General features: G+C 52.6%; 23 protein-coding genes. 12 read left to right on the top strand and 11 right to left on the bottom strand.

Features of this window, described 5'->3' with window-relative positions:
• The first annotated feature begins 195 nt into the window (after positions 1 to 195).
• Positions 196 to 1,677 (top strand): alpha/beta fold hydrolase, encoded by a 1,482-nt coding sequence (locus tag MED297_RS10215; protein ID WP_008044641.1) that lies wholly within the window; start codon positions 196 to 198, stop codon positions 1,675 to 1,677.
• Here the strand turns inward: MED297_RS10215 and MED297_RS10220 are convergent.
• The 7 genes from MED297_RS10220 to MED297_RS10250 form a co-directional block, all read right to left on the bottom strand.
• The gene (locus MED297_RS10220; RefSeq protein WP_008044643.1) at positions 1,613 to 2,284 is read right to left on the bottom strand and encodes a GDSL-type esterase/lipase family protein; all 672 of its coding nucleotides are present in this window, start codon (positions 2,282 to 2,284) and stop codon (positions 1,613 to 1,615) included. The genes MED297_RS10215 and MED297_RS10220 overlap by 65 nt on opposite strands.
• Positions 2,281 to 3,816: an amino acid adenylation domain-containing protein gene (locus tag MED297_RS10225; RefSeq protein WP_008044645.1), complete on the bottom strand. Its 1,536-nt coding sequence runs from the start codon at positions 3,814 to 3,816 to the stop codon at positions 2,281 to 2,283. The genes MED297_RS10220 and MED297_RS10225 overlap by 4 nt, the downstream gene beginning before the upstream one ends.
• Before the next feature lie 65 nt (positions 3,817 to 3,881).
• The gene (locus MED297_RS10230) at positions 3,882 to 5,057 is read right to left on the bottom strand and encodes a TonB-dependent receptor (protein ID WP_008044646.1); all 1,176 of its coding nucleotides are present in this window, start codon (positions 5,055 to 5,057) and stop codon (positions 3,882 to 3,884) included.
• Positions 5,057 to 5,893, bottom strand: coding sequence for a CpsD/CapB family tyrosine-protein kinase (locus MED297_RS10235; RefSeq protein WP_008044647.1), 837 nt, complete (start codon positions 5,891 to 5,893; stop codon positions 5,057 to 5,059). Before MED297_RS10235 ends, MED297_RS10230 begins: the two co-directional genes overlap by 1 nt.
• A 21-nt stretch (positions 5,894 to 5,914) precedes the next feature.
• Positions 5,915 to 7,426 carry an XrtA system polysaccharide chain length determinant gene (locus MED297_RS10240; RefSeq protein ID WP_008044648.1) on the bottom strand — a complete coding sequence of 504 codons (1,512 nt, stop codon included), beginning with the start codon at positions 7,424 to 7,426 and terminating at the stop codon, positions 5,915 to 5,917.
• Positions 7,426 to 8,058: an XrtA/PEP-CTERM system exopolysaccharide export protein gene (locus MED297_RS10245; RefSeq protein ID WP_008044649.1), complete on the bottom strand. Its 633-nt coding sequence runs from the start codon at positions 8,056 to 8,058 to the stop codon at positions 7,426 to 7,428. The genes MED297_RS10240 and MED297_RS10245 overlap by 1 nt, the downstream gene beginning before the upstream one ends.
• Positions 8,059 to 8,060: 2 nt before the next feature.
• Positions 8,061 to 9,467 carry a TIGR03013 family XrtA/PEP-CTERM system glycosyltransferase gene (locus tag MED297_RS10250; protein ID WP_040556968.1) on the bottom strand — a complete coding sequence of 469 codons (1,407 nt, stop codon included), beginning with the start codon at positions 9,465 to 9,467 and terminating at the stop codon, positions 8,061 to 8,063.
• A 406-nt stretch (positions 9,468 to 9,873) separates the two neighbouring features.
• Here MED297_RS10250 and MED297_RS10260 point away from each other — a divergent pair, with 406 nt between their 5' ends.
• The 4 genes from MED297_RS10260 to MED297_RS10275 all read left to right on the top strand — a co-directional run bounded on the left by MED297_RS10260 (position 9,874) and on the right by MED297_RS10275 (position 14,227).
• The gene (locus MED297_RS10260; protein ID WP_008044653.1) at positions 9,874 to 10,797 is read left to right on the top strand and encodes an XrtA system polysaccharide deacetylase; all 924 of its coding nucleotides are present in this window, start codon (positions 9,874 to 9,876) and stop codon (positions 10,795 to 10,797) included.
• 35 nt (positions 10,798 to 10,832) lie between these two features.
• Positions 10,833 to 12,125 (top strand): nucleotide sugar dehydrogenase, encoded by a 1,293-nt coding sequence (locus MED297_RS10265; RefSeq protein ID WP_008044657.1) that lies wholly within the window; start codon positions 10,833 to 10,835, stop codon positions 12,123 to 12,125.
• 24 nt (positions 12,126 to 12,149) lie between these two features.
• Positions 12,150 to 13,154, top strand: coding sequence for an ExeA family protein (locus MED297_RS10270; protein ID WP_008044659.1), 1,005 nt, complete (start codon positions 12,150 to 12,152; stop codon positions 13,152 to 13,154).
• Between the two features lie 221 nt (positions 13,155 to 13,375).
• Positions 13,376 to 14,227, top strand: a complete 852-nt coding sequence (locus tag MED297_RS10275) for an MBL fold metallo-hydrolase (RefSeq protein WP_008044662.1) — start codon at positions 13,376 to 13,378, stop codon at positions 14,225 to 14,227.
• 3 nt (positions 14,228 to 14,230) lie between these two features.
• Here MED297_RS10275 and MED297_RS10280 read toward each other — a convergent pair whose 3' ends face one another.
• Both MED297_RS10280 and MED297_RS10285 read right to left on the bottom strand, forming a co-directional pair.
• Positions 14,231 to 15,181 carry an AEC family transporter gene (locus tag MED297_RS10280; protein ID WP_008044664.1) on the bottom strand — a complete coding sequence of 317 codons (951 nt, stop codon included), beginning with the start codon at positions 15,179 to 15,181 and terminating at the stop codon, positions 14,231 to 14,233.
• Between the two features lie 218 nt (positions 15,182 to 15,399).
• Positions 15,400 to 15,777, bottom strand: coding sequence for a DUF3461 family protein (locus MED297_RS10285; protein ID WP_008044666.1), 378 nt, complete (start codon positions 15,775 to 15,777; stop codon positions 15,400 to 15,402).
• A gap of 245 nt (positions 15,778 to 16,022) precedes the next feature.
• On the opposite strand from MED297_RS10285, the gene MED297_RS10290 reads away from it, so the two are divergent.
• The 7 genes from MED297_RS10290 to MED297_RS10320 all read left to right on the top strand — a co-directional run bounded on the left by MED297_RS10290 (position 16,023) and on the right by MED297_RS10320 (position 22,238).
• Positions 16,023 to 16,307 carry a hypothetical protein gene (locus tag MED297_RS10290; protein WP_008044668.1) on the top strand — a complete coding sequence of 95 codons (285 nt, stop codon included), beginning with the start codon at positions 16,023 to 16,025 and terminating at the stop codon, positions 16,305 to 16,307.
• Positions 16,308 to 16,450: 143 nt separating this feature from the next.
• Positions 16,451 to 19,243: a monovalent cation/H+ antiporter subunit A gene (locus MED297_RS10295; RefSeq protein ID WP_008044670.1), complete on the top strand. Its 2,793-nt coding sequence runs from the start codon at positions 16,451 to 16,453 to the stop codon at positions 19,241 to 19,243.
• Between the two features lie 2 nt (positions 19,244 to 19,245).
• Entirely contained in the window at positions 19,246 to 19,608 is a 363-nt protein-coding gene (locus MED297_RS10300) for a Na+/H+ antiporter subunit C (RefSeq protein WP_008044672.1), read from the top strand.
• Entirely contained in the window at positions 19,605 to 21,128 is a 1,524-nt protein-coding gene (locus MED297_RS10305) for a monovalent cation/H+ antiporter subunit D (protein ID WP_008044673.1), read from the top strand. Before MED297_RS10300 ends, MED297_RS10305 begins: the two co-directional genes overlap by 4 nt.
• Entirely contained in the window at positions 21,118 to 21,615 is a 498-nt protein-coding gene (locus tag MED297_RS10310; RefSeq protein WP_008044674.1) for a Na+/H+ antiporter subunit E, read from the top strand. The genes MED297_RS10305 and MED297_RS10310 overlap by 11 nt, the downstream gene beginning before the upstream one ends.
• The gene (locus MED297_RS10315) at positions 21,609 to 21,878 is read left to right on the top strand and encodes a K+/H+ antiporter subunit F (RefSeq protein ID WP_008044676.1); all 270 of its coding nucleotides are present in this window, start codon (positions 21,609 to 21,611) and stop codon (positions 21,876 to 21,878) included. Before MED297_RS10310 ends, MED297_RS10315 begins: the two co-directional genes overlap by 7 nt.
• Positions 21,879 to 21,887: 9 nt before the next feature.
• Positions 21,888 to 22,238 (top strand): Na+/H+ antiporter subunit G, encoded by a 351-nt coding sequence (locus MED297_RS10320; RefSeq protein ID WP_008044678.1) that lies wholly within the window; start codon positions 21,888 to 21,890, stop codon positions 22,236 to 22,238.
• On the opposite strand, the gene MED297_RS10325 is transcribed toward MED297_RS10320, so the two are convergent.
• Positions 22,235 to 22,750: a DNA-deoxyinosine glycosylase gene (locus MED297_RS10325; RefSeq protein WP_008044680.1), complete on the bottom strand. Its 516-nt coding sequence runs from the start codon at positions 22,748 to 22,750 to the stop codon at positions 22,235 to 22,237. The two genes, MED297_RS10320 and MED297_RS10325, sit on opposite strands and share 4 nt — an antisense overlap.
• A 3-nt stretch (positions 22,751 to 22,753) precedes the next feature.
• The gene (gene uvrD / locus MED297_RS10330) at positions 22,754 to 24,916 is read right to left on the bottom strand and encodes a DNA helicase II (RefSeq protein ID WP_008044682.1); all 2,163 of its coding nucleotides are present in this window, start codon (positions 24,914 to 24,916) and stop codon (positions 22,754 to 22,756) included.
• Between the last annotated feature and the right edge of the window lie 30 nt (positions 24,917 to 24,946).

Here is a 24,946-nt window from a genome sequence, read left to right on the forward strand (position 1 = left end):
CGAGGCAACGTTATTATTGCCCCACCCTTCGGGCCGGAATATATGCATTGTAAAGCGTCGATACGAAAGCTGTGTTTTCAATTGGCTCAGGCAGGCTTTAGTACAATAAGTTTCGATTGGCCAGGGTACGGTAACAGCACGGGTCGCTTACCCGAGCCGCAATGGCTGCAATGCGCACAGGAATGTCTAACACAAATGATACAAACCCTGAGTGATAAAAGCGGTACACCGCCATCACTTATTTGTCTCAGAAGTGCGTCCCTACCGGCGATAGAGGTTGCCAATGGCAGCCCGTTGAACCATTTATTTTTTTGGTATCCCTATACTCAGGGTAAAGCCCTTATTCGCGATTTTCAGTTAATTGATCACGCCATGAGGGTCTCGCCGGATCACGATACTCTGACCGCCGGCGGATATCCGCTGGCCCAATCCGAAGTTGAGAGCATCGAAACGCTAGCGATGACTCAGCTCTCACCATCGGCGTGCACCAGCGTATTTACCATTCACAGTCCGGAAGCCAAACGTCTGGCGTATCAAACGGCGCTAAAAGAGCAGAACATACCCTTTTCTTCGGTTGTCTCGACCGAACTTCGCGCGATGGCACGACAGGCAGAGTTGTCCACCCCGCCGGAAACCGATATGCAGTGCATTGTTCAAACCTTACTGAATAATCCGGCAACGTCCGGCTATGTTGACCGGCTGTCGCAACCTGAGCTGATTTCGGATCAATGGCGAGAGCGTGTGGTTAAATATGGGCCATGGACTGGCTTTGGCATTTTATCTGAACCGAATGAGCCCTCATCGATACAGGATTGCCTCGTCATTCCCAATACCGGCTCCGGTCATCATTGTGGCCCTAACGGACTTCATACCCGTTTGGCTCGTGAACTCTGCCAACAAGGCATCGCCGCCATGCGGTTTGATCTTCGACACCTGGGCAACAGTGGTATCCAGCCGAACGATAACCGTACTGATGCCTATTGTTCGCATGCTGGTGAAGATGTCGGACAGGTGGTTTCTGCACTAACCAACGAGGGTTATCAGCGCCCTTCGCTGTTTGGCATCTGCGCCGGAGCCCACAGTTGCTTCCAGTACCTGACCCGCCAACATCCCCTTCATTCGTTGGGCAATATTTTCCTGGTCAATCCTAATACGCTGTACTGGGCTGAGGGGGACGATGCCTGGCAACCGGAAAAAAACAACGATGAGCATGAAGCGCACTATCATCGGCAGCAGGCAACCAATGTCCACGCTTGGCTCAATCTGCTGAAATCGCCGTCGAAATGGGCACGCATTGCCGAAGTCGCGGTTACGCGGGCATTCTCAATACTGAAACGTTTAGTTCGATCTGGTGATAAAACTCAAAATAGGTTTGTAGAGGATTGTCGTACTTTCCTGAACGCTGCACAGTCACTTTACTTTATCTTCTCACCCGATGAGCCGGGGGAACAGATTCTTGAAGCTAAAGGAGGGGCTCAGCTTAAACAGCTGGGTCGGCAAAGTCAGATGCACTGGTTGCAACTGATCAACGGCGATCATACCTTTACCACCACAGCCGACCGTGACGAGCTAATAAGAGTTATCCGATCGGCCTTTACCGATGCCTCGCCGATTAAAAAACCGACTCAAAAGCGGGCTGCCACTGTGTCAGCCATTGCTGGTAACCGTATGGGCTGAAGTGAATACCATCGTCTTGGTAAAATTCAGAGTTGAGGTAGAAACTTGAGCTTTCCATCGGCGCCATCGGTGGAACTAAGCGGACATGCTCGCTATCAGCATAGACCTTCTGAAGGCGTCGATTCAAATCCAGTAATTCTTCATTAAAGCCCTTAAACCCTTTGTCGCGCGACAAGGGGTTTAACAAAGCTAAAAGAAAAGTCTTCTCCGGATACTGATCGGTCAGCTCCTGAATCTGCTTAACGGTTGTTCGGTTGGAAACGTTTTGAGCTACGTTATTTGTGCCGAGGCTCAAAGCAATAATGTCGGCTTGCCGAACGGTCTGATAATCGCTCATGCGCTGTCGAATGGCATATACAGTATCGCCACGAATCCCCAGGTTTATCGCGGGTACCGGTAATTGTTCGATGTCCATAAACTCAAAATGACTGTCTCCCAGCAGCACCAAGTCGACGTCCTCAGACTGACGGTCATTGGCCAATAGCAATGGCATGCGCTTTTCTGCATGTTCGTCAAACATCGGATCTCGAAGCACCATACTGTCCGACGACTCGCACGAAGTCATCAGAAACATCGCAATCATGGTGGTCAACAGCACACGAATCATGACAGTTCCTTAACCAGCTGCAGTGTCTGTTTCCGATCGTATTTTCCGTTAGGTGTACGAGGCATGTCATCAGAACAATAACGAACCACCGTCGGTATCATATAAGGGGGTAGCAAGGTTTGCATAATGGAAGTTAACTCTCTTTGTTCCAACGTCTCCGTGGGTTTGATCAGAGCTCCAATAAAATCATCGCCATTGGTAATAGACTGACCAAAAACCACAACCACTTCCGATAGTTTCTCATTGGTCAACAGTCGGGATTCAATCTCACCCAGTTCAATCCGATAGCCGAGGTACTTTATCTGATTGTCTTTGCGGCCAATAAAATGAAAGTTACCGTCAGCATCAATATCGACAATATCACCGGTACAGTAGAGAGCATCCGGATACAGATTATGATTGGGGTTCTGAATAAAGACGGCTGAGGTTTTATCCGGGTCATTCAAGTAACCATAGGAAACCGCATTACCACGAACAAGTAGTTCACCGCGAGCACCGGGTTCAGAAAGTAACTCGCCAGACTCTGTTCTGACAAACAGGCTCATATTATGCCGCGGTTTGCCGATGGGCACACTGGTACAGTCGACCTCGGGTATCTCAGTAAAGGTGTGAAAACTGCAATCGACCGTAATTTCGGTCGGTCCATACATGTTAGTAAAGGTAATGTGCGGATACAGCAGCATCCATTCTCGAAGCACCTGAGGCGGCAATGCCTCACCAGCCGCGAGTATGTGGCGCAGTGCTGGGAACGAATCCTCTTTGAGACGTCGCGATTTCAGCAACATCGTCAACACGGATGGGACACAAAAGAAAACGCTGATCTGACTCGCGTTCAACCATTTGATCATTCTCGGTAGCACCGCATTCAAAGACTCTGGTACCAAATGCAACGTGGCACCGGCCTTGAATGCTGTATAAATATCGAAGGTCGAATTATCAAAGTAAAGCGGCGCATGATTAGCAACCTGATCGTCAGCGTTGATGCCATAGTTATCAACGCACCAATCAATATAATCGACAATTGCCCGGTGCGGGATCATTACGCCCTTGGGCACTCCAGTTGAGCCGGACGTAAACAACACATACGCCAGGTCGATAGACAGTACATCGGGAGGCACAAACGCTGGTGCCGTCGATGGCAACTTCTGTACATTCACTATCTGACAGTCAGAATTTGTCAATGCTTGGCGAACCATCGCTTCGGTCTCGTCAACAACGAGTACAACACCGGCTGAAGCCGCATCAACAATGGACGCTAACCGAGCCGCCGGGCTGTTGGTATCAATCGGAATATAAGCCTGACCACTTTTCATTATGGCCAATAACGCACAGATAGCCTCTATGGACTTCGGTATCACGAATGGGACAAATGCATCCTGCGGCCGCTTAAAATGAGACAGGTGCGCTGCCAAGGCGACTGCACGTTCATTCAACGCCTGATAAGAAATTACATCCTCTGCACACCGAACCGCTGGCTTGTCCGGGTATCGTTCAGCAGATTGTTCAAAGTATTGCAGTGCATTACTGATCATAACTCATCCCTGTTTGTGTGTGCCGCCACCTTGCCTTTATGCTAACCGGCACGTCTTTCCCTGTGTTATGGCCGATAGGTCAGTCCCAATCGCCATTCATACATGTTTTCTGATCCCGGCCAGCGGTAATCGCCACCCGTTGTGAATGCCCACTGCGGGTTCAATGAAGTCTGATAGTCAACACCAAACTGATGACGATCCGACACATCATTTTGCGAGTAATCATATCCGATCGAATATAGGGTCTCGCCTCGCCCTTGCACAGACCACCCCAGGCTTATAACCCGATTGGTTTGTTCCTGTAGATCAGAAAGCTGTGCGACGGATAACCGGGTAGACGTCTGGGTTTGTGTAAAACCCACCGATGCCTGACTGCGATCGCCCGTGCGGATATTACTGAACTCAGTAATGATCTGGTTGACCGTCACCAACGACGACTGATCAGCTTGCACATCAACACCATCAATTGTCAGTGCCGTCACAGAATCCAGAATCGAACGACGCCATTGCAAGGCCAGATCACCGATCCAGACTGGCCGCTGCATTCCCAAGCTGCCCTCAATGCCGTCATCATCGCCTTCGGGAGTTCTTGTTAAACTGTAGTTCAGTGCCGCAGACAGCTCGGTATCGCTCAGACGATATCCAAACTGCCAACCCAGCCTGAGCGTTTGCTGATCGGCATCTGTCAGTCGACCGGAAAGATCGAGGCTCTGAGTTTGATCAGGCGAAACCCGCCACGTCAATGCATAACTAAGGTCCACTCGCTGAACTTCAGTTACCGCCTGCGGTTCCGCGTCCAGGCGAGTGTAATCCCAAGACAATGCAGCCCGATGCAACAACGTTTCAGATAGGGGGTGTACCACCGCCGTGGTCACACCGACTGAGTCCTGAATCCTTTCTGTTGAAGCAACAGGGTCTTCACTTTGGCGGTGTTGCTGATAAAAGCCCAGTTCATAAAACCGATTCGTCGCAAACAGATCTACGGCATTGGCACTTTGCCAGGACTCAAGTGTTGGTGACTGATCAAGACCGGCGGTCCAGTTGCCATTTATCGAGCTGTTTACGGTAATCAATGGGTGTTGGTAATCCAGTAATAACGCTGGTATCAAAAACCCGGATACGGCTTCATCGGTTCCTGATACACCGACGTCCAGCTGCGGCTCAATGGAAAGTTGAGCTGCCGCATTCGCCGCTAAAACCATCCCGGCGATGCTTTGGACGATCGCTGAACCTGCCTTCATCACTGTTGATACACAACCCCTGAAACGTTCGCGGCCCCGAGGGCCTCCACACAGTCTTCAATAGCATCAATGGCTGCTCGCCCATAGGGCACTGTCAGGACCGAACGATCACAGTACTTAGTCAGAACCCGCGCTTCACTGCTGGACAATACCGGAGGCGCGTGAATGACAATAAACCGGTCACTGTAACGGTTTTTCAGTTCATAAATCAGTTCCTGCATCGTGCGCGATGAGAACTGCTCAACGGCTGATAAGGGATTGTGCCCAGCCGGTATCACACTGACACGATCAATACCGCTCGGGTAGATAATGTTCTCCAAACCGATTTCCCGATCCAGTACATAGTCAGTGATGCCCGCTTCTAATTTGGCACTGACCAGTTTTTGCAGGTCTGTGCCATATGGGTTGCAATCCACCAGCAACGCGGACGCGCTGACATCCAACGCAAACGAAATGGCAAGGTTCATCGCCGTCACAATCGAACTGTCTTTTGCATCCACCGAAGACATCAGGACCGCAATATTTCCCGACTCATGCTCATCGAGGAGTTTAATCCGAAGCTCCCGATAGGCATTCAAAACCGCCCGGTTTTTCATGCCGGAATACACCAGTTTATTTTTTTTCATGACAGAAGCCGATAATGGGTTGGGGTTACGAATGTCCTTAACGGAACCTTCACGCGTCAAAAGGGTGTCTGACGGCAACAGGTCATTCAGCACCTGGGTGCCAGTCTTAGGTTTGGTTTTTACCATCGACGTCTGCGTTTCCGCTTTCGTCTCGAGACTGCGTTGGGTCTTGTTGCGCTCAAAGGCTTTATAAAGCTTACTCTGATCCACAGAATACTCCCGGAGTTAAACTCAGATACTCAGACCCAAGGCCTGCAATGCTGATGTTCCGGCACTGAACAGACCATAAATCGACAAATATAAAACCAGCAGCAGGCCAATCAGAATCAGACTGCGACGACTGGCCACTTCACTCACCATACTGTCGTACATGGGGATTGCGGTGATCATGGGTACGTGGCTTGGCAACTGGTCTTCCATATAACTGGCGGATCGCACGCGTGGATCGAGCAGGACCATGACCACAATCAAGCCTAATGGAAGCATCAGTCCGAGGACCGGACCAATCGCCGCAAAATGAGTAAGTTGTAAGCCATCCGACTGCAAAGGGTAGGATGCCGGTTCGTGGACCTTGTATGACACCCCCTGGCCTTCAATATCGAGCGTCATCGACAAACGAGCACTTTCACGACGCTGCAACATATCTTCATAGACATCTTTGGTGACATCGTAGTCCCGCGTCAGCTCTTTATAGGTGGCCTGTTTTTCCGCCACGGTTTCGGCATTCGACAATTCAGCCTGTAGCAATCGTTCAGTATTACTCAAGCGATTCTGGCGCGCTCTGAGATCTGCGCGTTCCGCACTGATGAGCTCTTTCAGGCTGGTGAATGCCGGGTTTTCTACCTGCGTGACATTACGCTCACCTTGCTGTGCAGAGCGATCAGCCGCGACTTTAGCTTCCAGTGCCGCGATCTGGTCTTTCAGACTGATAATGTCAGGGTGGGTATCCAAATAGGTTAAACGCAAATCCGCAAGCTGCTGTTCAAACCCTTCCAACTGCCGCTCTTGGAAACTCGGAGCCCGCTCTGTTTCTATTTCCAGAAACTCAGGTTCTGAGCGCAGTTCTGCTTCATAACTGGCCAGACGCGATTCGTTGTCCTGAATTTCCAGCCTGAGCACCTGTATGGCATCTTTATACCGGGTCACGCGTTCGGCCACACTGGCTTCGGTAATATCGATATTCTGTGCAGAGAAGTCTTTCAGCGCACTCTCTGCGGCTTCAAGCTGTTGTTTGTATTTCACAACCTGAGCATCAATAAACTCAAAAGCGCTTTGCGATTCTTCTCGTTTTTTACGGGTTGTTTCAGAGAGAAAGTTGCGGGTGACCGCATCAATTACATTGAAAGACTGGTCTCTGTCACTGGAGGTATAACTGATGTTGACGTAGTCGCCGTTGGCTGAAATTTTCATCTTTGAGCGCAAGGTCGCCACGGCTTTATCCGGATCGGCAAAACCGGCATCGATGGCCACGGCGCGTAAAATCCGATCCGTAAAAATCGTGTCCCGGGCCTCTTTAGAGCGGTCAATATTGGTGATTTCAGCCTGGCCTTCCAATAAGCCACCAATAATGTTGGTCACGTCGGCGTAGAGTATCACGCGAGATGTATAGTTTTTCGGCATCATGTAACCAGCGGTCAACACTCCGGCCGACAGCAGAACAAACGCCCCGAGTACGATATAGCGATAGCGCAACAGCTCAACAAGACAGGCGTGTAGAAATTCCCGGATATTTGTTGGATCCATCAGAATTCCCCTCTCCAGATGCTCTTTTCAGGGATGGTCAGAATATCGGCGGGCTGCAACAGATAGTTGGTGCGAATGTCGCCCTCATTCAGGATGTCGTCCAGAAAGACCGGATACTCCCGAGTTCCCTGATCGGTTTCACGATTTAAAATCGCCCGGTTCCCTGCACCATAGTCGGAAACACCACCGGCAGCCAGAACGAGATCCATCACGGTCATGCCCTCAACAAAAGCAATGGACGTTGGTTGATTGACCTGTCCCATTGCCCGAACCCGGTATTGATAGGCGATGCTGACCGGGTTAGTGACCGTTACGGTAACCTCCGGCGTTTTGATCACTTGGCGCAGCGCCACGCTGATCACTTCCGCCAGGGCTTCCGGTGTGCGCGATTCCGCCCGAACATCACCCATAAGTGGCATGGTAATGAACCCGTCCGGTCGAACGATGACACTGCGCGACAGATCCTGATTCCGCCATACATCGATGGTCAGCTGATCGGATATACCAATGACATAAGATTGCTGTTTATAAGTCCGCTCTGGCTGGGCAATCGAATCAACACCCCGACTGGCACAACCGAACACCAGAACCGATACCAAACCAAGAGCCAAAAGGCGTAGTGTCTTACTCATGGTTAATGCACTCCTTTACCAAGAAGAACCACTTCCACGGTTTGAATCATAATCAACAGATCCATGACAAAGCTGTGGTTCTTGGTGTAATACAGATCGTATTCTAACTTCCCTTTGGCGTCCTCTACCGACGCGCCATAGGGATAATTCAACTGTGCCCAACCCATTAACCCGGGTTTTACCGCATGCCGATGCGTATAAAAGGGAATGTCGCGCTCCAGCTGTTCGACAAACTCCGGCCGCTCGGGCCGCGGTCCGACAAAACTCATATCTCCGCGGATCACATTCCACAGCTGTGGGATCTCATCCAGACGGGTATTACGGATGAAGGCCCCTACGCGAGTCACCCTGGAATCGTTCGCTTTCGCCCAGACCGCCTTGCCACCCTTTTCGGCGTCCTGACGCATTGAGCGGATTTTATAAATCTTAAAGGGCTTTCCATTGAACCCTGTGCGTACCTGCGAATACAGAATTGGCCGACCGGTCTCAAAGAAAACGGCCAAGGCCGCTAACAGAACAAATGGCAACAGAATGATGCCAAGAAGAACACTGACGGCTAGGTCAAACAGCCGTTTGGCAAAATCGCGGGAGCGAGAGACACGGAAGCCGTCGGAAAATACGATCCAGGAGGGTTGCAGGATATCCAACTTAACCTGATTCATTTCGCGCTCATAAAAGCTTAATGCGTTCGTTACCTCCACCCCGCCGAGTTTACAGCGAATCAGCTCCTGCATAGGGAAATGGCCGCCATCCGACTGCCGGCGTTCGCGCTGCGCCACCACGATTTCGGAAACCCGATTGGTGCGGCAGAAAGCCAACCAGTCATCCGGGGTCGTCATGCAATAGCGTGGATCGATGGCTTGGTCGGCATCGCCTACATAGCCCAGTACACGAATACTCAAGCCCCGTTTATTGCGTTCATAGTCACTTTGCAGCTGGCGAGCATGTTCACCGGTTCCGAGAATCACAATCCGACGGGCCAACTGGTCAGAATCCACCAACTGGCTGAAGACTTTACGCACCGACAGCGTCATGCCGGTCGACACCATCACCACCCAGAACAGGTTACTCCCGCCTAAGTCCAATGCGGGCCAGACAAACGACAGGATGGTCACGGCTAACGCACCCAAAAAGCAGTAAGCCACCAGCGTGCGGAAAAACATCGCCAAAAAGCCTTCACGCATCAAAGCCAGGTACACGCCCATGGCCAGCGAACCACAGCTGAACAAAAAGGCATAAACCAGCGCGATTTCCGGATTCAGGGCAATATGAGCTTCGGGAACGACATTGAGCCACTGTTGGACATTGCCAACAATGTAAAAGCTACAAAAAAGAAGAAAAAACTCGAATGCGCCCAACAGAACATAGGGCACATGCAGATAATGTTTTCGAATGCGGATATAAGACACAATAGCTTCCTTGCAATGCGTTTTGGTGACGGCATCCTGCCACCGGGTATCGAATTGTCCGAGATATTCTGCGCCCTAAGACCGCAAACTACAAGTGCTGTGAGCGTCAACGGCCTTTATATCGACGGACTGGACACCTTTAATATCAGCGTTGCACCGGGCAGAACAGGCTATCGGTCATTGTTCGTAACCGCGCGGATACTGATGTGTCATGACCAACGCTTGTGCGCATCGGGGATGAACCCGATCCTGATCATCGTTCAGTGGCGCCGCCACCTTGATTTATCCGGGCCTTCAGGGCCAATCACGAAACCGTTGCTATACAAACACCGAGAAATGGCGTTAAAATTCTGTCTGTTATCTCACTCAGTACTCCACTGAGCCAAAACTGTTACAGGATGTAAAAATGTTGAACTCCACGGATCGGAACTCAGCAACATCAGCGATTCACGCGATGACGATTGATGTTGAAGACTATTTTCATGTCGCCGCACTGAGTCGCGTTGTTCCCCCTAATCAATGGGATCGTCAACCATCACGCGTGGTCGATAATACCCGCAGGTTACTGGATTTATTTAACGAAAAGCAGATTCGCGCAACCTTCTTTGTCCTCGGCTGGGTGGCCGAACGTGAACCTGAGTTAATCCGAGATATTGCTAATGCCGGCCATGAAGTGGCCTCCCACGGTTACAGTCATCAACTTATTTATCGTCAATCACCGGAAGTTTTTCGCGAGGAAACCCGGCGTTCGAAAGAGATTCTCGAGTCGATTATCCAAAAACCTGTCGAAGGCTATCGGGCAGCCAGTTATTCGATCACCAACAAATCGCTCTGGGCTCTGGACATACTGGCCGAGCTTGGATTTCGTTGGGACTCCAGTATTTTTCCGATCTACCACGATAACTACGGTATTCCGGACACGCCCTGTGAGCCCTATACCATTCAGACCCGTTCCGGACAGACACTGACTGAGTTTCCAATCACATCGGCGAAGGCGTTTGGTCTGTCCATCCCAGCCGCCGGTGGCGGTTATTTCCGTCAGTTCCCCTACCTGGTATTTCGTTATCTGTTCCGATTGGCCAGCGAAAACAACCGAACACCTAAGATCTTTTACCTGCACCCTTGGGAAATCGATCCGGATCAACCCCGATTCAATAACGCCAGTTGGCTGTCCCGGTTCCGGCATTACACCAACCTGCACCGTTGCGAAGCGCGATTGAATCGACTGATTGATGACTTTGAGTTCAGTACACTGACTGAAAGCCTGCAAAGCCATCTGCCGACTGAGCGCTATACAAACCTGGAAAGCAATCTTGTCCGGCTGGCGTAACGCCGCGGGCCGCTGCCTACATTAAGGAAAACCCTATGACCGCTTCACATAACCGCACCGTGTCCGTCATCGGCCTCGGCTACGTTGGACTCCCGGTGGCCGTCGCCTTCGGTCAGCAGTCCTTCAGCGTTGGATTCGACATTAACGCGCAGCGTATTGCCGAACTGAAAGATGGCCTGGACCATACACTGGAAGTTTCTTCTGATGCTCTGCGTTCAGCAAATGTCCTTTTCACCGATGATGCCACCGACCTGCAGAAGGCGGACTTCCACATTATCGGCGTGCCGACTCCGATTAATGATTCGAAACAGCCCGATCTGACGCCACTGATCAAGGCCAGCGAAACCCTGGGCCCTCAGTTGAAAAAAGGCGACATTGTTGTCTACGAATCCACGGTGTATCCGGGCACAACGGAGGAAGACTGTGTCCCTGTGCTCGAGCGCACATCAGGGCTGACCTGTGGTGTCGACTTCTTTGTTGGCTATTCACCGGAGCGGATCAACCCGGGCGATAAAGAACGCACCTTTACCAACATTCTGAAAATTGTGTCCGGCCAGACCCCGGAAGTTCTGGACATTGTTGCTGCGGTTTATGAATCCGTGGTCAAACCGGGCGTGCACCGTGCCGGCAGCATTAAAGTGGCCGAAGCGGCCAAGGTCATTGAGAACACACAACGAGACCTGAACATTGCGCTGATGAACGAACTGGCGATTATTTTCAACCACATGGAGATCGATACCATTGAGGTGCTGGAAGCCGCGGGTACCAAATGGAACTTCCTGCCCTTCCGTCCCGGTCTGGTAGGCGGCCACTGCATCGGCGTCGACCCCTATTATCTGACTCACAAAGCCGAAAAATTGGGCTATCATCCGGATGTCATCCTGGCTGGCCGCCGGATTAACGATGGCATGGGCGAGTACCTGGCTGGACAAATCGTCAAGCAGATGATCGCTGCTGACCAGCCGGTCAAAGGTGCACGTCTGGCGATTCAGGGCATTACCTTTAAAGAAGATTGCCCGGACATTCGCAACTCAAAGGTCATTGATGTGATTCGCGGGTTGCAGAGCTGGGGCATCGATGTCCTGGTTCAGGATCCACAGGCCAACAGTCAGGAAACGGAACATGAATATGGTATTCGCCTGGTTGATGCATCTGAACTGACTGAACTGGATGGTATCGTTGTCTGCGTTGCACATCGTCAATATCGTGAAACCAGTGCGGCCGATTATAAAGCCCTGCTGAAACCCGGCGCGGGCGTGTATGATGTGAAGGCGATTCTGGACAGAGACGCGTTTCGCCAGCAAAACGTCCCTTTGTGGCGTTTATAACCCACAGACCGTTGAGAGCAAATCATGTATCTAGAGCACTTCGGATTTGATCGTCACCCATTCCGCATGGCCCCAGAGGAAGATTTTCTCTATATGTCGCGTCAGCACTCGCGCGCCTTTGTGTTCATGGATTCCGCCGTCTGGAGTCCGGAAGGGTTTGTGGTGATCAGTGGTGAGATCGGATCCGGTAAAACCACGCTGTTAAAAAAAATGATCTCGGATATCAAAGACAGCGTCACCCTGTTTCACATTGCCTACACCAATCTTCAGGGCGATGATCTGTTCCAGCTGATCATGCAACAGGCCGGCATTCGTCTGACCGACAGCAATAAGGTCACCATGCTGTTTGCCATTAACGAACACCTGAGGGCTTTGGCCAGCCGTGGCCAACCGGTCTTGCTGGCCATCGATGAAGCGCAAAACCTCAGTCATGAGAATCTCGAAGACATTCGCATGCTGGCTGGCATGGAAGGACCCAATGGTCCGGTTCTGCGCGTCATTCTGATGGGGCAGCCTGAGTTAAAAGATCAGATTGCCGGCATTCCTCAGCTCACTCAGCGGGTTAAGCTGTTCTTCCATCTGGAAGGGCTTTCTTTCGAAGATACTCAACATTACATCTACCACCGGTTGACGGTCGCCGGGATACAAAATCAGGACCTGTTTCCTGAAAGCATCATCCGGGTTGTACACGAAAACTCGGGCGGCATTCCCCGCCTGATTAACAAAATCTGTGACGGCCTTTTGTTGTGCGCTTTTGCCGAAGATCGTCAACACCTTATCGGGTCGGACATTGATGAAATTCGCGATGAACTGCTGGTGTCGACTGATGACATTGTGCGCACCAAAAAAGGTCAGCGCGATACCGGTCATAACACTCGCGGCCAGGGCAATCTTCAGAACTCGGCCGTTCTCGAACGTATTGCTACGGCTCTGGAGTCCATCGATGAGCGTTTAGCTAAGTGGCAGGCGCCAGGTGATCCGAAGATAAAACTGTTCGAAGAAGCCCGGCGGCGAATTAAAGACAACTGACCCGCAAACCGATTGCGTCAGTGTTCATTGACAGACCCGCTCAGACTAAATCCACCCCGCCCCTTGGCGGGGTTTTCGTTTCATTCTAGGGTATTTATCAAGTCAACACGCCTGTGACCTATCAACGGTGCCGTTCATACGGTGCGCTGAGATAGAAACCATCCACAGGCTACCCTGAGTAATCAGGCTTCACAGTCATAACAAGAATGAAGAGACACGCTATGAAACTGACGTCACTACTGGGCAATTCACAGAAACTAGATGGCGGCGCTATGTTTGGCAACGCCCCGAAGGCCATGTGGTCACAATGGTATCCCTGTGATGAAGAAAACCGCATCCATCTGCAGTGTCGCTGCCTGCTGGTTCAGGAAGAAGACCGGAACATTCTCTTCGAAACCGGCGTCGGGGCATTTTTCGATCCGAAAATGAAAGACCGCTTTGGCGTCCAGGAAACCGAACATTGTCTCATTCAATCGCTTCAGGCGCTGGGACTGTCCGCGGACGACATCGACATCATTGTGCTGTCTCACCTGCACTTTGATCATGCAGGCGGACTGTTATCGGCCTATCAGCCGGATGAAGAACTGACATTGGCTTTTCCGAACGCCCGTATTATCGTCAGCGAAGCCGCCTGGCAACGCGCGATCAGTCCGCATGCACGTGACCGGGCATCCTTCATTGCACCGCTACCAGACCTACTGGAACACAGCGGCCGGCTCGAACGCATTCAGGGTACCCGCTCCGCCACCCTGGGGGATCGATACCGTTTCCATTTCAGCGATGGACATACGCCGGGGATGCTGCTCACAGAAATCAACACCGATGACGGTCCGTTGGTGTTTGCCGCCGATCTGATCCCCGGCACCGCCTGGGTTCATGTGCCCATTACCATGGGGTATGACCGCTACCCGGAAATGCTGATCGACGAAAAACGACGTTTGCTGTCTGATTTGGCCGCCCGAAAAGGACGTCTCTTTTTCACACACGACCCAAGCATTGCCGCCGCCCGGGTTGAAGTAAACGACAAAGGCCGTTACCTCCCCACAGACACCGTTGAGCAACTGAGTGCCTGAAGATCAGATCCACTGCCAGGCTTTCATGGCCACCAGTCCGACACTGGTGGTCAACAAACTCAAGACAGTCGTCACGGCAATAATACTGGCGGCGAGGCTGGCATTGCCGCCCATGGCACGAACCATCATATAACTGGCCGCCGCGGTCGGCGTGGCCATCATTAAATACATAACGCCCAGCTCCATTCCCCGAAACCCGAAAAGGAAAGCCAGACCGGCGGCCATGTAGGGTAAAACAATTAACTTCAACAGGCTGGCCCAGGCCGTCACCCGCCCGGCGGAAATGAACCCCGACCACGACAAGCTCGCACCGATACTCAACAGCGCTAAAGGCAAGGTCATCTGCGCCAAATACTCAGCAGCTTCGACCACAAAACCCGGTACCGGCACGCCCGACGTACGCCATACGCCAGATACCAGGATGGCAATGATCAGCGGGTTGCGAATAAGACTGGAGAAGGTTGAACGAAGGATCGAACGTTCCGATTCCGAAGTGGTCCATCGGTTCAGCGTCATCACGGCCAGGACGTTATAAACCAGCGATAGCACCGCCAGATATACCGATGCGAGTGTCGCACCTTCGACCCCAAAAGCACTGTAGCAAAATGCCAGTCCCACAATGCCCATATTGCCGCGGAACGAGCCCTGCACAAACACGCCGCGCTCCTCACGTATGGGGGTCACCCATCGGCTGAGCAGGCTCAACAGGAAAAAGGATCCCACAGTAAACAGGGCGCCAAAGCCGACAATGGTCCAGGAAACCTGTGAATCTGCATCCGCGGTCACAATGTTAACGAACAGCAACGCCGGCAACGCCACATTAAACACCAGTTTTGATGCACCCTGATTAAATGGCTCACTGATCCACTCCAAACGCCGAAACCAGACACCGAGCACAACCAGTATGGCGATAGGCAAAGTCACCTGCAGAGAAAACAGAATCAGCTCGAGCAAGACGTTCTCCTTGAAACCGAAGCACGCAAAGAGCGGTCTCGATTCGTAACGAATGGATTGGAAAGTGTCGCAGTTTACCAGAATCTTGAGGGTTGTCTGGAAGGAAAGCGCGTCATTGAAATGATCAGCATCAAGTCCGACGCAGGTACGAAAAACAGGGAAAATAAAGGGGCGTACTCATTAAAAACGCCCCACTTCGGGGCGTTTCAAGGCGGGTTTTACAGTCGTTCCAAATCCGCTTCAATTTCAGCAATTTTAGAATTGACGACCTTTTCCAGATGACGAAGATCGGACAGGATTTTTTTCTTCACATCGGTTTCCTGCTCTTCGTGGCGGGCGATCTGATCCAGCTCTTCGATCACATAGCGCAGTGTCGGCGCAATTTCAGACATGTCGCTGTAAGAGCCGGAACCACTATCTACTTTGACCCGCTTCTGCTGGCGTGGATATTTGAATTTTTCGCTGCGGGCAAACAAGTCACCCTTGTCGCGTCGATAATAAACTTTCAATACATCGGCCCGGCCTTCCGTACGGACGGTGTATTTTTCAATTTGGTCGACATCGGTGATGCCTATTGCTTTCAGATTTTCGTACATTCGGATGATCCAGTCTCAGATGAGGAGTGTTGAAGCCAAGGACGCCTTCGAATGAATCCGCCATTGGACAGTTAACGATCAGATTAGACCAGTTCGCAAGCCATTCCAAGCACTGGTCGGAAGGAACGTCGCAACGCTGCAATTCTCGTCACATTCCCGCAGGAACTGTAAGGTTATGCACCGTTTTGAGTCAGCTCTCACTTCGGGTTACAGTGACCCATCGCTTTATCGATCACGGTAATTTTATGGCCTTACACATGCGACTGATGCAGCAGGAAATGTATCTGCCCAACGTCACTTCCACCTCAGAACTGATGCGCGCGATTGCCCCGCTGAAGCGGTATTGCAAGGAGCAGTCCAACATCGCGCTGGCTGTCGAGCCGTTCGAGGACATCGACAGGGGCCGGTTTTCTCTGGTGGTCACCGGCACCGAACGAACCGATGTCGAACAGGAAAGTGATAACCTGCTGCGCTGGATTGAAACCAAGATTAATGGTCAAACGCTGGCGTCTGAGGTCAGCTGGTTGTAAAGGACGCGATCGTCAGGGCTGAGAACAAAAGGGTGCCGGTTATAAATGCCTTACAGCTCAGGTAAGCTAGAACGTTGGTCTGAACGTAAAATTTTCAGCTACGATTATTACGATTTGATTTCTTCACTGGAGAACCACGACACATGAGCCTCTATTGGGTCCCCCTGCTGACCTTCATCGGCAGTCTGGTGCCACTGATAGCCGGTCGTTTGGGCCGCAGCGGCTGTGCGGCACTGACCGCCCTGTTCCCAGCCATTGCGCTGGCATTAATCGCTTCACACATTGCCACCGTTTTTGACGGACAGACGGTCCGCTTTGCTGCCGAATGGGTTCCCAAGATCGGTCTGGACATCAGTTTCCGCCTGGACGGCCTGGCACTGCTGTTTGCGCTGTTGATTCTCGGTATTGGCTTATTGGTCATTCTGTATGCACGCTACTATCTGTCCGAGAAGGATGCTATGGGCCGGTTTTACAGTTTTCTGATGCTGTTTATGACCGCCATGCTGGGTATTGTCTTATCCAATAACCTGCTGCAGATGTGGTTCTTCTGGGAATTGACCAGCCTCAGTTCTTTCCTGCTGATCAGTTACTGGCACCACAGGTCTGACGCCCGCAAAGGCGCGCGCATGGCTCTGACCATCACCGGTGCCGGCGGATTGGCGTTGCTGGCCGGCATAGTGCTGATCGGGCAGCTGGTCGGATCTTATGATCTCGACATCGTTCTGGCCAGCGGTGACCTGATCCGCGGCTCTGAACATTACCTGACGATACTGGTGCTGGTCCTGCTCGGGGCCTTCACCAAGTCTGCACAGTTTCCGTTTCATTTCTGGCTCCCTCATGCCATGGCAGCACCGACGCCAGTCAGTGCTTATCTGCATTCTGCGACCATGGTTAAGGCCGGAATTTTCCTTATGGCGCGGCTGTATCCGGTCCTTGCCGGTACCGAAGCCTGGTTCCTGATTGTCTCGATCACCGGGTTGCTGACGCTGTTAATCGGGGCCTATATGGCGCTGTTTAAACACGACCTGAAAGGCTTACTGGCCTATTCGACGGTCAGTCATCTCGGTCTCATTACCTTATTGCTGGGCATGGGCACTCAACTTGCCGCTGTTGCTGCCGTGTTCCATATCATCAACCATGCGACCTTTAAAGCGTCCTTGTTTATGGCGGCCGGTATCATCGATCACGAATCCGGTTCCCGGGATATGCGTCAACTGAACGGCTTGTGGAAATACATGCCGCAAACGGCAACCCTGGCGATCATCGCATCGGCCGCAATGGCGGGCGTCCCCTTACTGAACGGTTTCCTGTCCAAAGAAATGTTTTTTGCTGAGACGCTCGAACAAAGCACACTCGGGTCCATCTCCTGGATGGTGCCGGTCTTTGCGACCATTGGCGCGGCTTTTTCAGTCGCCTATTCTCTGCGCTTTATTCACGATGTCTTTTTTAACGGCGAACCCAGAGACCTGCCCAAAGTGCCACACGAGCCGCCTCGCTATATGCGCGTTCCGGTGGAAATCCTCGTCGGCCTTTGTCTGATTGTTGGCATTCTGCCTCAGCTGACCATCGGTGAGCTGCTGGCTTCCGCCTCGACGGCCGTCCTTGGTGGCAACTTACCCTACTACAAACTGTACATCTGGCACGGCTTCAACCTGCCGCTGATGATGAGCATTGCTGCCATGGCCGGAGGCGCGGTGCTTTACATAAACCGGCACCGATTGTTCCGGTTTCAGGCGAACTTTCCTGAGCGCAATGAAAGCCAGATGTTCGATGACGGTATCAAAAAAATCCGTGATGGTATTCGGGTGTTTATGGGCTGGTTTGATAACGGCGCCACGCAGCGCTCTGTTTTCTGGCTGCTGTTTCTGGCGGTGGCGGTGTCCATTCCGCCGCTGATGTCATTGAACTCGACCGCCGGTTTCCGTCCACAGATCCCGGTGGATTCGGTCATGATCGCGGGGGCCACACTGCTCTGTGTCGCGTCCATTGCCACCGTCATCTGGCACCACCAACGGTTGTTGTCGCTGCTATTGTTGTCCATTGTCGGCTTGATTGTCTCGATTTCCTTCGCACTGTTTTCAGCACCGGACCTGGCGTTGACTCAGCTCTCGGTTGAGGTCGTCACCATCGTGCTTCTATTGCTGGCGCTGTACTTTTTACCGCAGCGGATACGCAACTACTCGTCGCCCAACCGCATCGTTCGCGATGCGTCACTGTCCGTTTTAATTGGCGGAATGGTCGGCACACTGACCTACGCTCTGATGACCCGTCCGTTCGAGTCCATTTCCTGGTTTTATGAAGCGAATGCCAAAACGCTGGGCGGCGGCACCAACATTGTGAACGTCATTCTGGTGGATTTCCGCGGTTTTGATACCTTTGGCGAAATCACCGTACTGGCCATCGCCGCTCTGGGGATCTTTAAGTTGATTGCGCGCATGCGTTTGTATCAGCCACACACCGACCCGGATGGCATCCCCTGGGCGCCGGACAAGCACCCCATCATGTTCCAGATCATTTCACAGGCGCTGTTGCCGTTGGCCTTGATGGTGTCGTTTTACATTTTCCTGCGCGGCCACAACCTGCCCGGAGGTGGTTTCATTGCCGGTCTGATTACGTCGATTGCGATCATCCAGCAGTACATTGCCCGCGGCTATGACTTCCTGCGTGATCGCATTAATGTCAATTACCTGAGCCTCATTGGCAGTGGGCTGTTGATTGCATTTGTGACCGGGGTCGGCAGCTTTCTCTGGCAACAACCGTTCCTCAAGAGCTGGCACGATTACATCGATTTCCCGCTGATCGGTGAAGTCGAGCTGGCCAGTGCCATGGCGTTTGACCTGGGTGTTTACCTGACCGTGGTCGGTGCATCCATGCTGATCCTGGCGAACCTGGGCGGCCTGACAACAACTGATCGACTTCGGGAAGAGGAGGAGTAAGCGTGGAGCTGATCTTTGCACTTTGTGTGGGCGTACTGACATCCTGTGGCATCTATCTTTGTCTGCGGGGCACCACGTTCAGTGTGGTCCTGGGGCTGACGTTGCTGTCCTATTCAGTCAATCTGTTTTTGTTTGCCAGTGGACGACTGGCGTTGAACGCAGCCCCCATTCTTAAACACTCCGAACAAATCACCGATCCGCTGCCACAGGCACTGGTGTTAACGGCCATCGTCATCGGCTTTGCCATGACCGCATTCGCCGTCATCCTGGCGATGAGAGCCCGGGCAGACCTGGGTAACGATCACGTCGATGGTACCCCGCCTTCATTGGAACAGACGTTGAGACAGAAGGATAAGCGCTCGTGACTCACTTACCGATTCTGCCCATTCTGTTGCCATCGCTGGTGGGTATCCTGCTGATACTGCCGCCCTTTGCCAACCATTTGCGCATGCAACGTTGGTTTACCCTCGGGGCGTTGGGTGTGTTGGTTATCATCGCCATCGAGCTGTTGATGACGACCGACCAATCCCCGCTTATTTATATTCTGGGTGGCTGGCATCCGCCGTTCGGTATCATGCTTCTGGCCGACCGGCTCTCCGCCTTATTGGTCTTGTTAACCGCCGTGCTGGCATTCTGTGCTGCACTCTATGGCGCGGCTTATGAAGAAACCACCGGTCGGTTTTTCTATCCGCTGTTTCTGTTTCAGATTATGGGTATCAACGGTGCGTTTCTGACCGGTGATGCGTTCAATCTGTTTGTATTTTTTGAAATCCTGCTGATCGCGTCCTACGCACTGCTGATTCACGGCGGCGGCAAGGAAAAAACCAAAGCCAGCTTTCATTACATTACGTTGAACCTGATTGGTTCAGCGTTTTTCCTGATCGCCCTCGGAACCCTTTATGGAACCTTGGGTACGCTGAACATGGCCGACATGTCCAACCGGGTCACCACGCTGATGCCCTCAGGGCAGATCATCGCTAAGGCGGGCGGTATGTTGCTGTTGGTCGTCTTTGGCTTAAAGTCTGCGATGCTGCCATTGCAGTTCTGGTTACCGAAAACCTATGCCGCCGCATCGGCCCCGGTGGCTGCGCTGTTCGCAATCATGACCAAGGTTGGTCTCTACTCCATTTACCGCGTGTTCGGCGGTATCTTCGGGGAAACGGCCGGATCGTTGGCGTTTATGGCGCACGGCTGGATCTGGCCGTTGGCAATCGCTACATTGGTGTTCGGCATGTTGGGCGCACTGGCGGCACCATCGTTGCGACTGCTGACCTCAAACATGGTCATTATCTCCGTCGGTACCCTGCTGCTGACCTTTGTCGTAAACCAAGGTAATGCCCTGGGTGCCGGACTTTATTATCTGATTCATTCAACATTGGTCACCGGCGCGCTTTTCCTGCTGGCAGATCAGATTCGTGTGCAGCGCGGAAATGCTCAGGATCGATTCGTGGTGTCCCGTCCCATGGCGCAAGGCAAACCTCTTGGCATCCTGTACATGATTGCCGCCATTGCGGTCGTCGGGTTGCCACCGCTGTCCGGCTTCATCGGTAAACTTCTGGTGTTGCAGGGCGCTGTCGAGCCACAAGAGCAAACTTGGCTATGGGGAACCGTTCTGGTCAGCAGTCTGCTGGCGCTGATTGCATTTTCCCGTGCCGGTACCGCCTTGTTCTGGCATTTATCCGGAAGCAAACCCGGGTCTGAAACGGCGCACCCGCTGCAGTGGACAGCCATCGTTCTGCTGTTATCGGCCTCACCTTTACTGACAATCTTTGCCGGTCCGGTGACCGAGTTTACGGATCGCGCGGCCGACGATGTCGTCAACAGCCATGAGTTTGTTCTGCAGATCATCGACCAACAGGAGGCATTGCACAGCGATGGACATTAAGCATTCACTCTGGCCCAGTCCGTTTAACTTTGCCCTGCTGTTGGTGGTCTGGATATTACTGACCAACAGTTTCAGTGTCGGCAACCTGTTGCTTGCCGTGGTACTGGCCTGGTTCATTCCTTTTCTGGTCAGCCGAATTCAATCGGACACCTCTCGCGTGAAAAAGCCCGGCAAGGCAGTTCGCTATGTCATGGTTCTGCTCTACGACATCATCGTGTCCAACATTGTTGTCGCCCGGCAAATCCTGGGCTCGGCCCATAAATTACAACCTGGCTTTATCGAAATTCCGCTGGATCTGCGCGAACCCTTACCGATTACGCTCCTGGCCAGCACCATCTCGCTGACGCCTGGCACCGTCAGTACGGAAGTCTCCAAAGATCGGCAATGTCTTTTTGTTCATGCGCTTAATGTTCCGGACGAAGCGGCATTGATCGCTCAGATTAAGTCTCGATACGAAGCACCGCTGAAGGAGATTTTCGGATGTTAGAAACGACGATTCTCATTGTCAGCGCACTGATTGGGCTGTCGTTACTGTTGAACCTCTGGCGTTTCATGAAAGGGCCGCACATGCTCGATCGAATCATTGCGTTGGATACCATGTACATTAACGCCATTGCCCTGATCGTTTTGCTGGGCATTTTCATGGGCTCGCCGCTCTATTACGAAGGCGCATTGTTCATTGCAATGCTCGGGTTTGTCAGTACATCGGCGGTCTGCAAATTCATTTTGCGTGGCGACATCATCGAATAGGATTCAGTTATGGATATAGCTCAACTGGCTACGGTCGTGTTTTTACTGATTGGCGGGGTTTTCTTACTGATCGGTTCGTTTGGACTGTTCAAGCTGCCGGATTTCTACATGCGGCTGCATGCGCCAACGAAAGCCTCAACACTTGGTATTGGCTCCATTCTGGTTGCCTCCATCATCTTCTACTCGTTCAAAGGGGATGGTTTAAGCATCAAGGAGTTTCTGATCACGCTGTTCATTTTCCTGACTGCGCCAATTACCGCGCACATGCTGTCCAAGGCGGCACTGCATGTTCGCTGTGAACCACGGGCTGACACCCTGAACATCGACAAACTGGAAAAAATCCGCAACCGGGAAAGCTAAGACGGTTGCAAAGCCCGGTGCAACGCGTGATGCCAGCGATCGCGTTTTTCCTCAAATCGCATAGCCGCATAGGCCGGGCTGGTGGAAGGCAGGGTCACCACCTCAATGTTCGGGTTCGATAGGATAGCTTTGAAGTAGCGGCGAAACTCCGTCGCTGCACGGCCTCCGTTTAACAAAACCGTCTGCAGCGATGGCTGTGTCGCCATCCAACTGTCAATCGGGTTCGGCACCATGCTGTCGCGCTCGATGGCGCTGTCGAGGCTGCCGGGACGAACGCAGCTTTGCAGCACATCCCACAACGCCACCCGCTTCGCCAACAACGCCGCGAGGCGATCGTCATAGGGAGCGTCACGGTCGAATCCAAAGAAGTCCGCCATAATCGGCCAGAACGCGTTGCGAGGGTGCGCGTAATACTGCACGGCCGTTAACGAGGCCACTCCCGGCATCGACCCCAGGACCAGCACACGAGGTGCTTCACCGGCCGCCAGTGCGAACGATTCCACACGATTCATGGCTCAGACCGGTTGCAGGTTAGCGTACTGCAACATCAGCATGCGTTCTTTGCCATCGTCGAACGCGACCAGTACCCGGGTTTGTGCGCCACCACCTTCGGCGTTAAGGATCGTCCCTTCACCGAACATGGGGTGGGTGACCCGTTGGCCGATCGACAAACCGGCATCCTCAATCGCCACCTGCTGTTGCAAACCAAAATCCACGGGGCGGGCCACACTGGCTCGCAAACGTACTTCGTTCAATAACTCCGCGGGAATTTCCCGAACAAAACGCGACACGGTGTTGAACGTTTCACTGCCATACAGCCGACGGCTCTCTGCATAAGTCAGCGTGAGTTCCTTGCGTGCCCGGGTGATGCCCACGTAAGCCAGGCGACGTTCTTCCTGCAAACCACCAGGGTCGCCCATCGACATTTTGTGAGGGAACAGGTTCTCTTCCAGACCCGCGAGAAAGACGTGATCAAACTCCAGACCTTTGGCGCTGTGCAACGTCATCAGGTTCACACTGTCTTCAAACTCGTCAGCTTGGGCATCGCCGGCGTCGAGCGACGCTTCCGAAATGAACATGGCTAACAGCTCGGCGATAGAATCGTAGTCCTGATCGCTGGCATAAGACTGTGCGGCCGAAATCAGTTCGTTCAGGTTCTCGACGCGCGCCCGGCCTTTTTCACCTTTTTCTTTTTCGTGATAATCGATCATACCCGACGCGTCGTTAACAAACTTGACGATGTCACCCAGATCTTCTTTATCGAGTACGGTTTCTTCCAGATCGGTCATCAACTGTACGAAATTCGCCAACGCATTGGCTGCGCGTTTGGCCAACACGCCATTCTCCAGAGCCATCTGGGCGGCCACCCACAGCGAACAACCCTGATCCCGGGCCAGTACCCGCAAGGTCTCGAAAGTTTTGTTGCCGATGCCGCGTGGCGGAACGTTCATGATGCGTTCCATCGAGGCATCGTCCTGGCGGTTCAGAATTAATCGCAGGTACGCCACCGAGTTGCGAATTTCCATCCGCTCATAGAAGCGAACGCCCCCATAAATCCGATAAGGAATCTGCAGATGAATCAGCGCCTCTTCAAGCACCCGCGATTGCGCGTTCGAGCGATACAGCAGTGCGATTTCGGTTGGATTCACCCCACCTTCAATCAGGCGGTTCATTTCATCGGCAATGAAACGGGCCTCATCCTGTTCGTTAAAGCCGGCATACAGACGAATGGGTTCCCCTTTGGCGCCTTCGGTCCATAGGTTTTTGCCCAGCCGACCCTGGTTGTTATCAATGACGGCATTCGCGGCGGACAGAATGGTTTCAGTTGAGCGGTAGTTCTGCTCCAACCGGATCACTTCGGTGCGTTCAAAGTCATGCTCGAAACTCTGAATGTTTTCGACCTTCGCACCGCGCCAGCCATAGATGGACTGATCGTCGTCGCCAACAATGGTCAGGCTCAGCCGGTCACCCACCAGCACCTTTAACCAGGCGTACTGAATGGTGTTAATGTCCTGGAACTCGTCGACCAATACATGCGTAAAACGCGACTGATAATGCTCGAGTACCGAAGGCTCGTTCAGCCACAGCTCATGTGCCCGTAGGAGCAGTTCTCCGAAATCAACCAGACCGGACTGCTGACAAAGCGCTTCATAACGCACATAGATGTCTTTCAGGGTTTCCTGATACCAGTCGCCCTGCGTCAACACATAAGCCGCCCGACGCCCCTCATCTTTCTGACCGTTGATAAACCACTGCACCTGTTTAGGCTGAATGCGGTCATCTTCGATGTTCATTTCATTGATGATGCGCTTCACCAGACGCAGCTGATCGTCGCTGTCCATCACCTGAAAATGCTGCGGTAACTTGGCCTGTTGCCAGTGCGCCTTCAGTAACCGGTGCGCCAGACCGTGAAAAGTCCCGATCCAGAGCCCTTGCGACGGGGCTTCCAGTAACGCCTCGACCCGGCTTTTCATCTCCCGGGCCGCCTTATTGGTAAAGGTCACGGCCAAAACACTGTACGGCGAGGCCAGACCGGCCGCAATCAACCAGCCGATTCGATGAGTCAGGACGCGGGTTTTACCGGAGCCCGCACCTGCAAGCACCAACAGGTTCGGGCTGTCACTGGTCACGGCGGCATGCTGTTCAGGGTTCAGGGTATCAAGCTGTAAGGTGTGCATATCGAATAACTGTATAAAAAAACAGGGCGA

It is taken from the genome of Reinekea blandensis MED297 (assembly GCF_000153185.1).
In the GTDB taxonomy this organism is placed as follows: domain Bacteria; phylum Pseudomonadota; class Gammaproteobacteria; order Pseudomonadales; family Natronospirillaceae; genus Reinekea; species Reinekea blandensis.

Excerpts from the sequence above, each read along its gene's own strand:
- MED297_RS10290 (WP_008044668.1), top strand. The coding sequence starts at position 16,023 with ATGGCCTTACACATGCGACTGATGCAGCAGGAAATGTATCTGCCCAAC.
- MED297_RS10245 (WP_008044649.1), bottom strand. The coding sequence starts at position 8,058 with ATGAGTAAGACACTACGCCTTTTGGCTCTTGGTTTGGTATCGGTTCTG.
- MED297_RS10215 (WP_008044641.1), top strand. The coding sequence starts at position 196 with ATGATACAAACCCTGAGTGATAAAAGCGGTACACCGCCATCACTTATT.
- MED297_RS10270 (WP_008044659.1), top strand. The coding sequence starts at position 12,150 with ATGTATCTAGAGCACTTCGGATTTGATCGTCACCCATTCCGCATGGCC.
- MED297_RS10230 (WP_008044646.1), bottom strand. The coding sequence starts at position 5,057 with ATGAAGGCAGGTTCAGCGATCGTCCAAAGCATCGCCGGGATGGTTTTA.
- MED297_RS10320 (WP_008044678.1), top strand. The coding sequence starts at position 21,888 with ATGGATATAGCTCAACTGGCTACGGTCGTGTTTTTACTGATTGGCGGG.
- MED297_RS10240 (WP_008044648.1), bottom strand. The coding sequence starts at position 7,426 with ATGGATCCAACAAATATCCGGGAATTTCTACACGCCTGTCTTGTTGAG.
- MED297_RS10225 (WP_008044645.1), bottom strand. The coding sequence starts at position 3,816 with ATGATCAGTAATGCACTGCAATACTTTGAACAATCTGCTGAACGATAC.
- MED297_RS10285 (WP_008044666.1), bottom strand. The coding sequence starts at position 15,777 with ATGTACGAAAATCTGAAAGCAATAGGCATCACCGATGTCGACCAAATT.
- MED297_RS10265 (WP_008044657.1), top strand. The coding sequence starts at position 10,833 with ATGACCGCTTCACATAACCGCACCGTGTCCGTCATCGGCCTCGGCTAC.
- MED297_RS10315 (WP_008044676.1), top strand. The coding sequence starts at position 21,609 with ATGTTAGAAACGACGATTCTCATTGTCAGCGCACTGATTGGGCTGTCG.
- MED297_RS10220 (WP_008044643.1), bottom strand. The coding sequence starts at position 2,284 with ATGATTCGTGTGCTGTTGACCACCATGATTGCGATGTTTCTGATGACT.
- MED297_RS10310 (WP_008044674.1), top strand. The coding sequence starts at position 21,118 with ATGGACATTAAGCATTCACTCTGGCCCAGTCCGTTTAACTTTGCCCTG.
- MED297_RS10275 (WP_008044662.1), top strand. The coding sequence starts at position 13,376 with ATGAAACTGACGTCACTACTGGGCAATTCACAGAAACTAGATGGCGGC.
- MED297_RS10260 (WP_008044653.1), top strand. The coding sequence starts at position 9,874 with ATGTTGAACTCCACGGATCGGAACTCAGCAACATCAGCGATTCACGCG.
- uvrD (WP_008044682.1), bottom strand. The coding sequence starts at position 24,916 with ATGCACACCTTACAGCTTGATACCCTGAACCCTGAACAGCATGCCGCC.
- MED297_RS10295 (WP_008044670.1), top strand. The coding sequence starts at position 16,451 with ATGAGCCTCTATTGGGTCCCCCTGCTGACCTTCATCGGCAGTCTGGTG.
- MED297_RS10325 (WP_008044680.1), bottom strand. The coding sequence starts at position 22,750 with ATGAATCGTGTGGAATCGTTCGCACTGGCGGCCGGTGAAGCACCTCGT.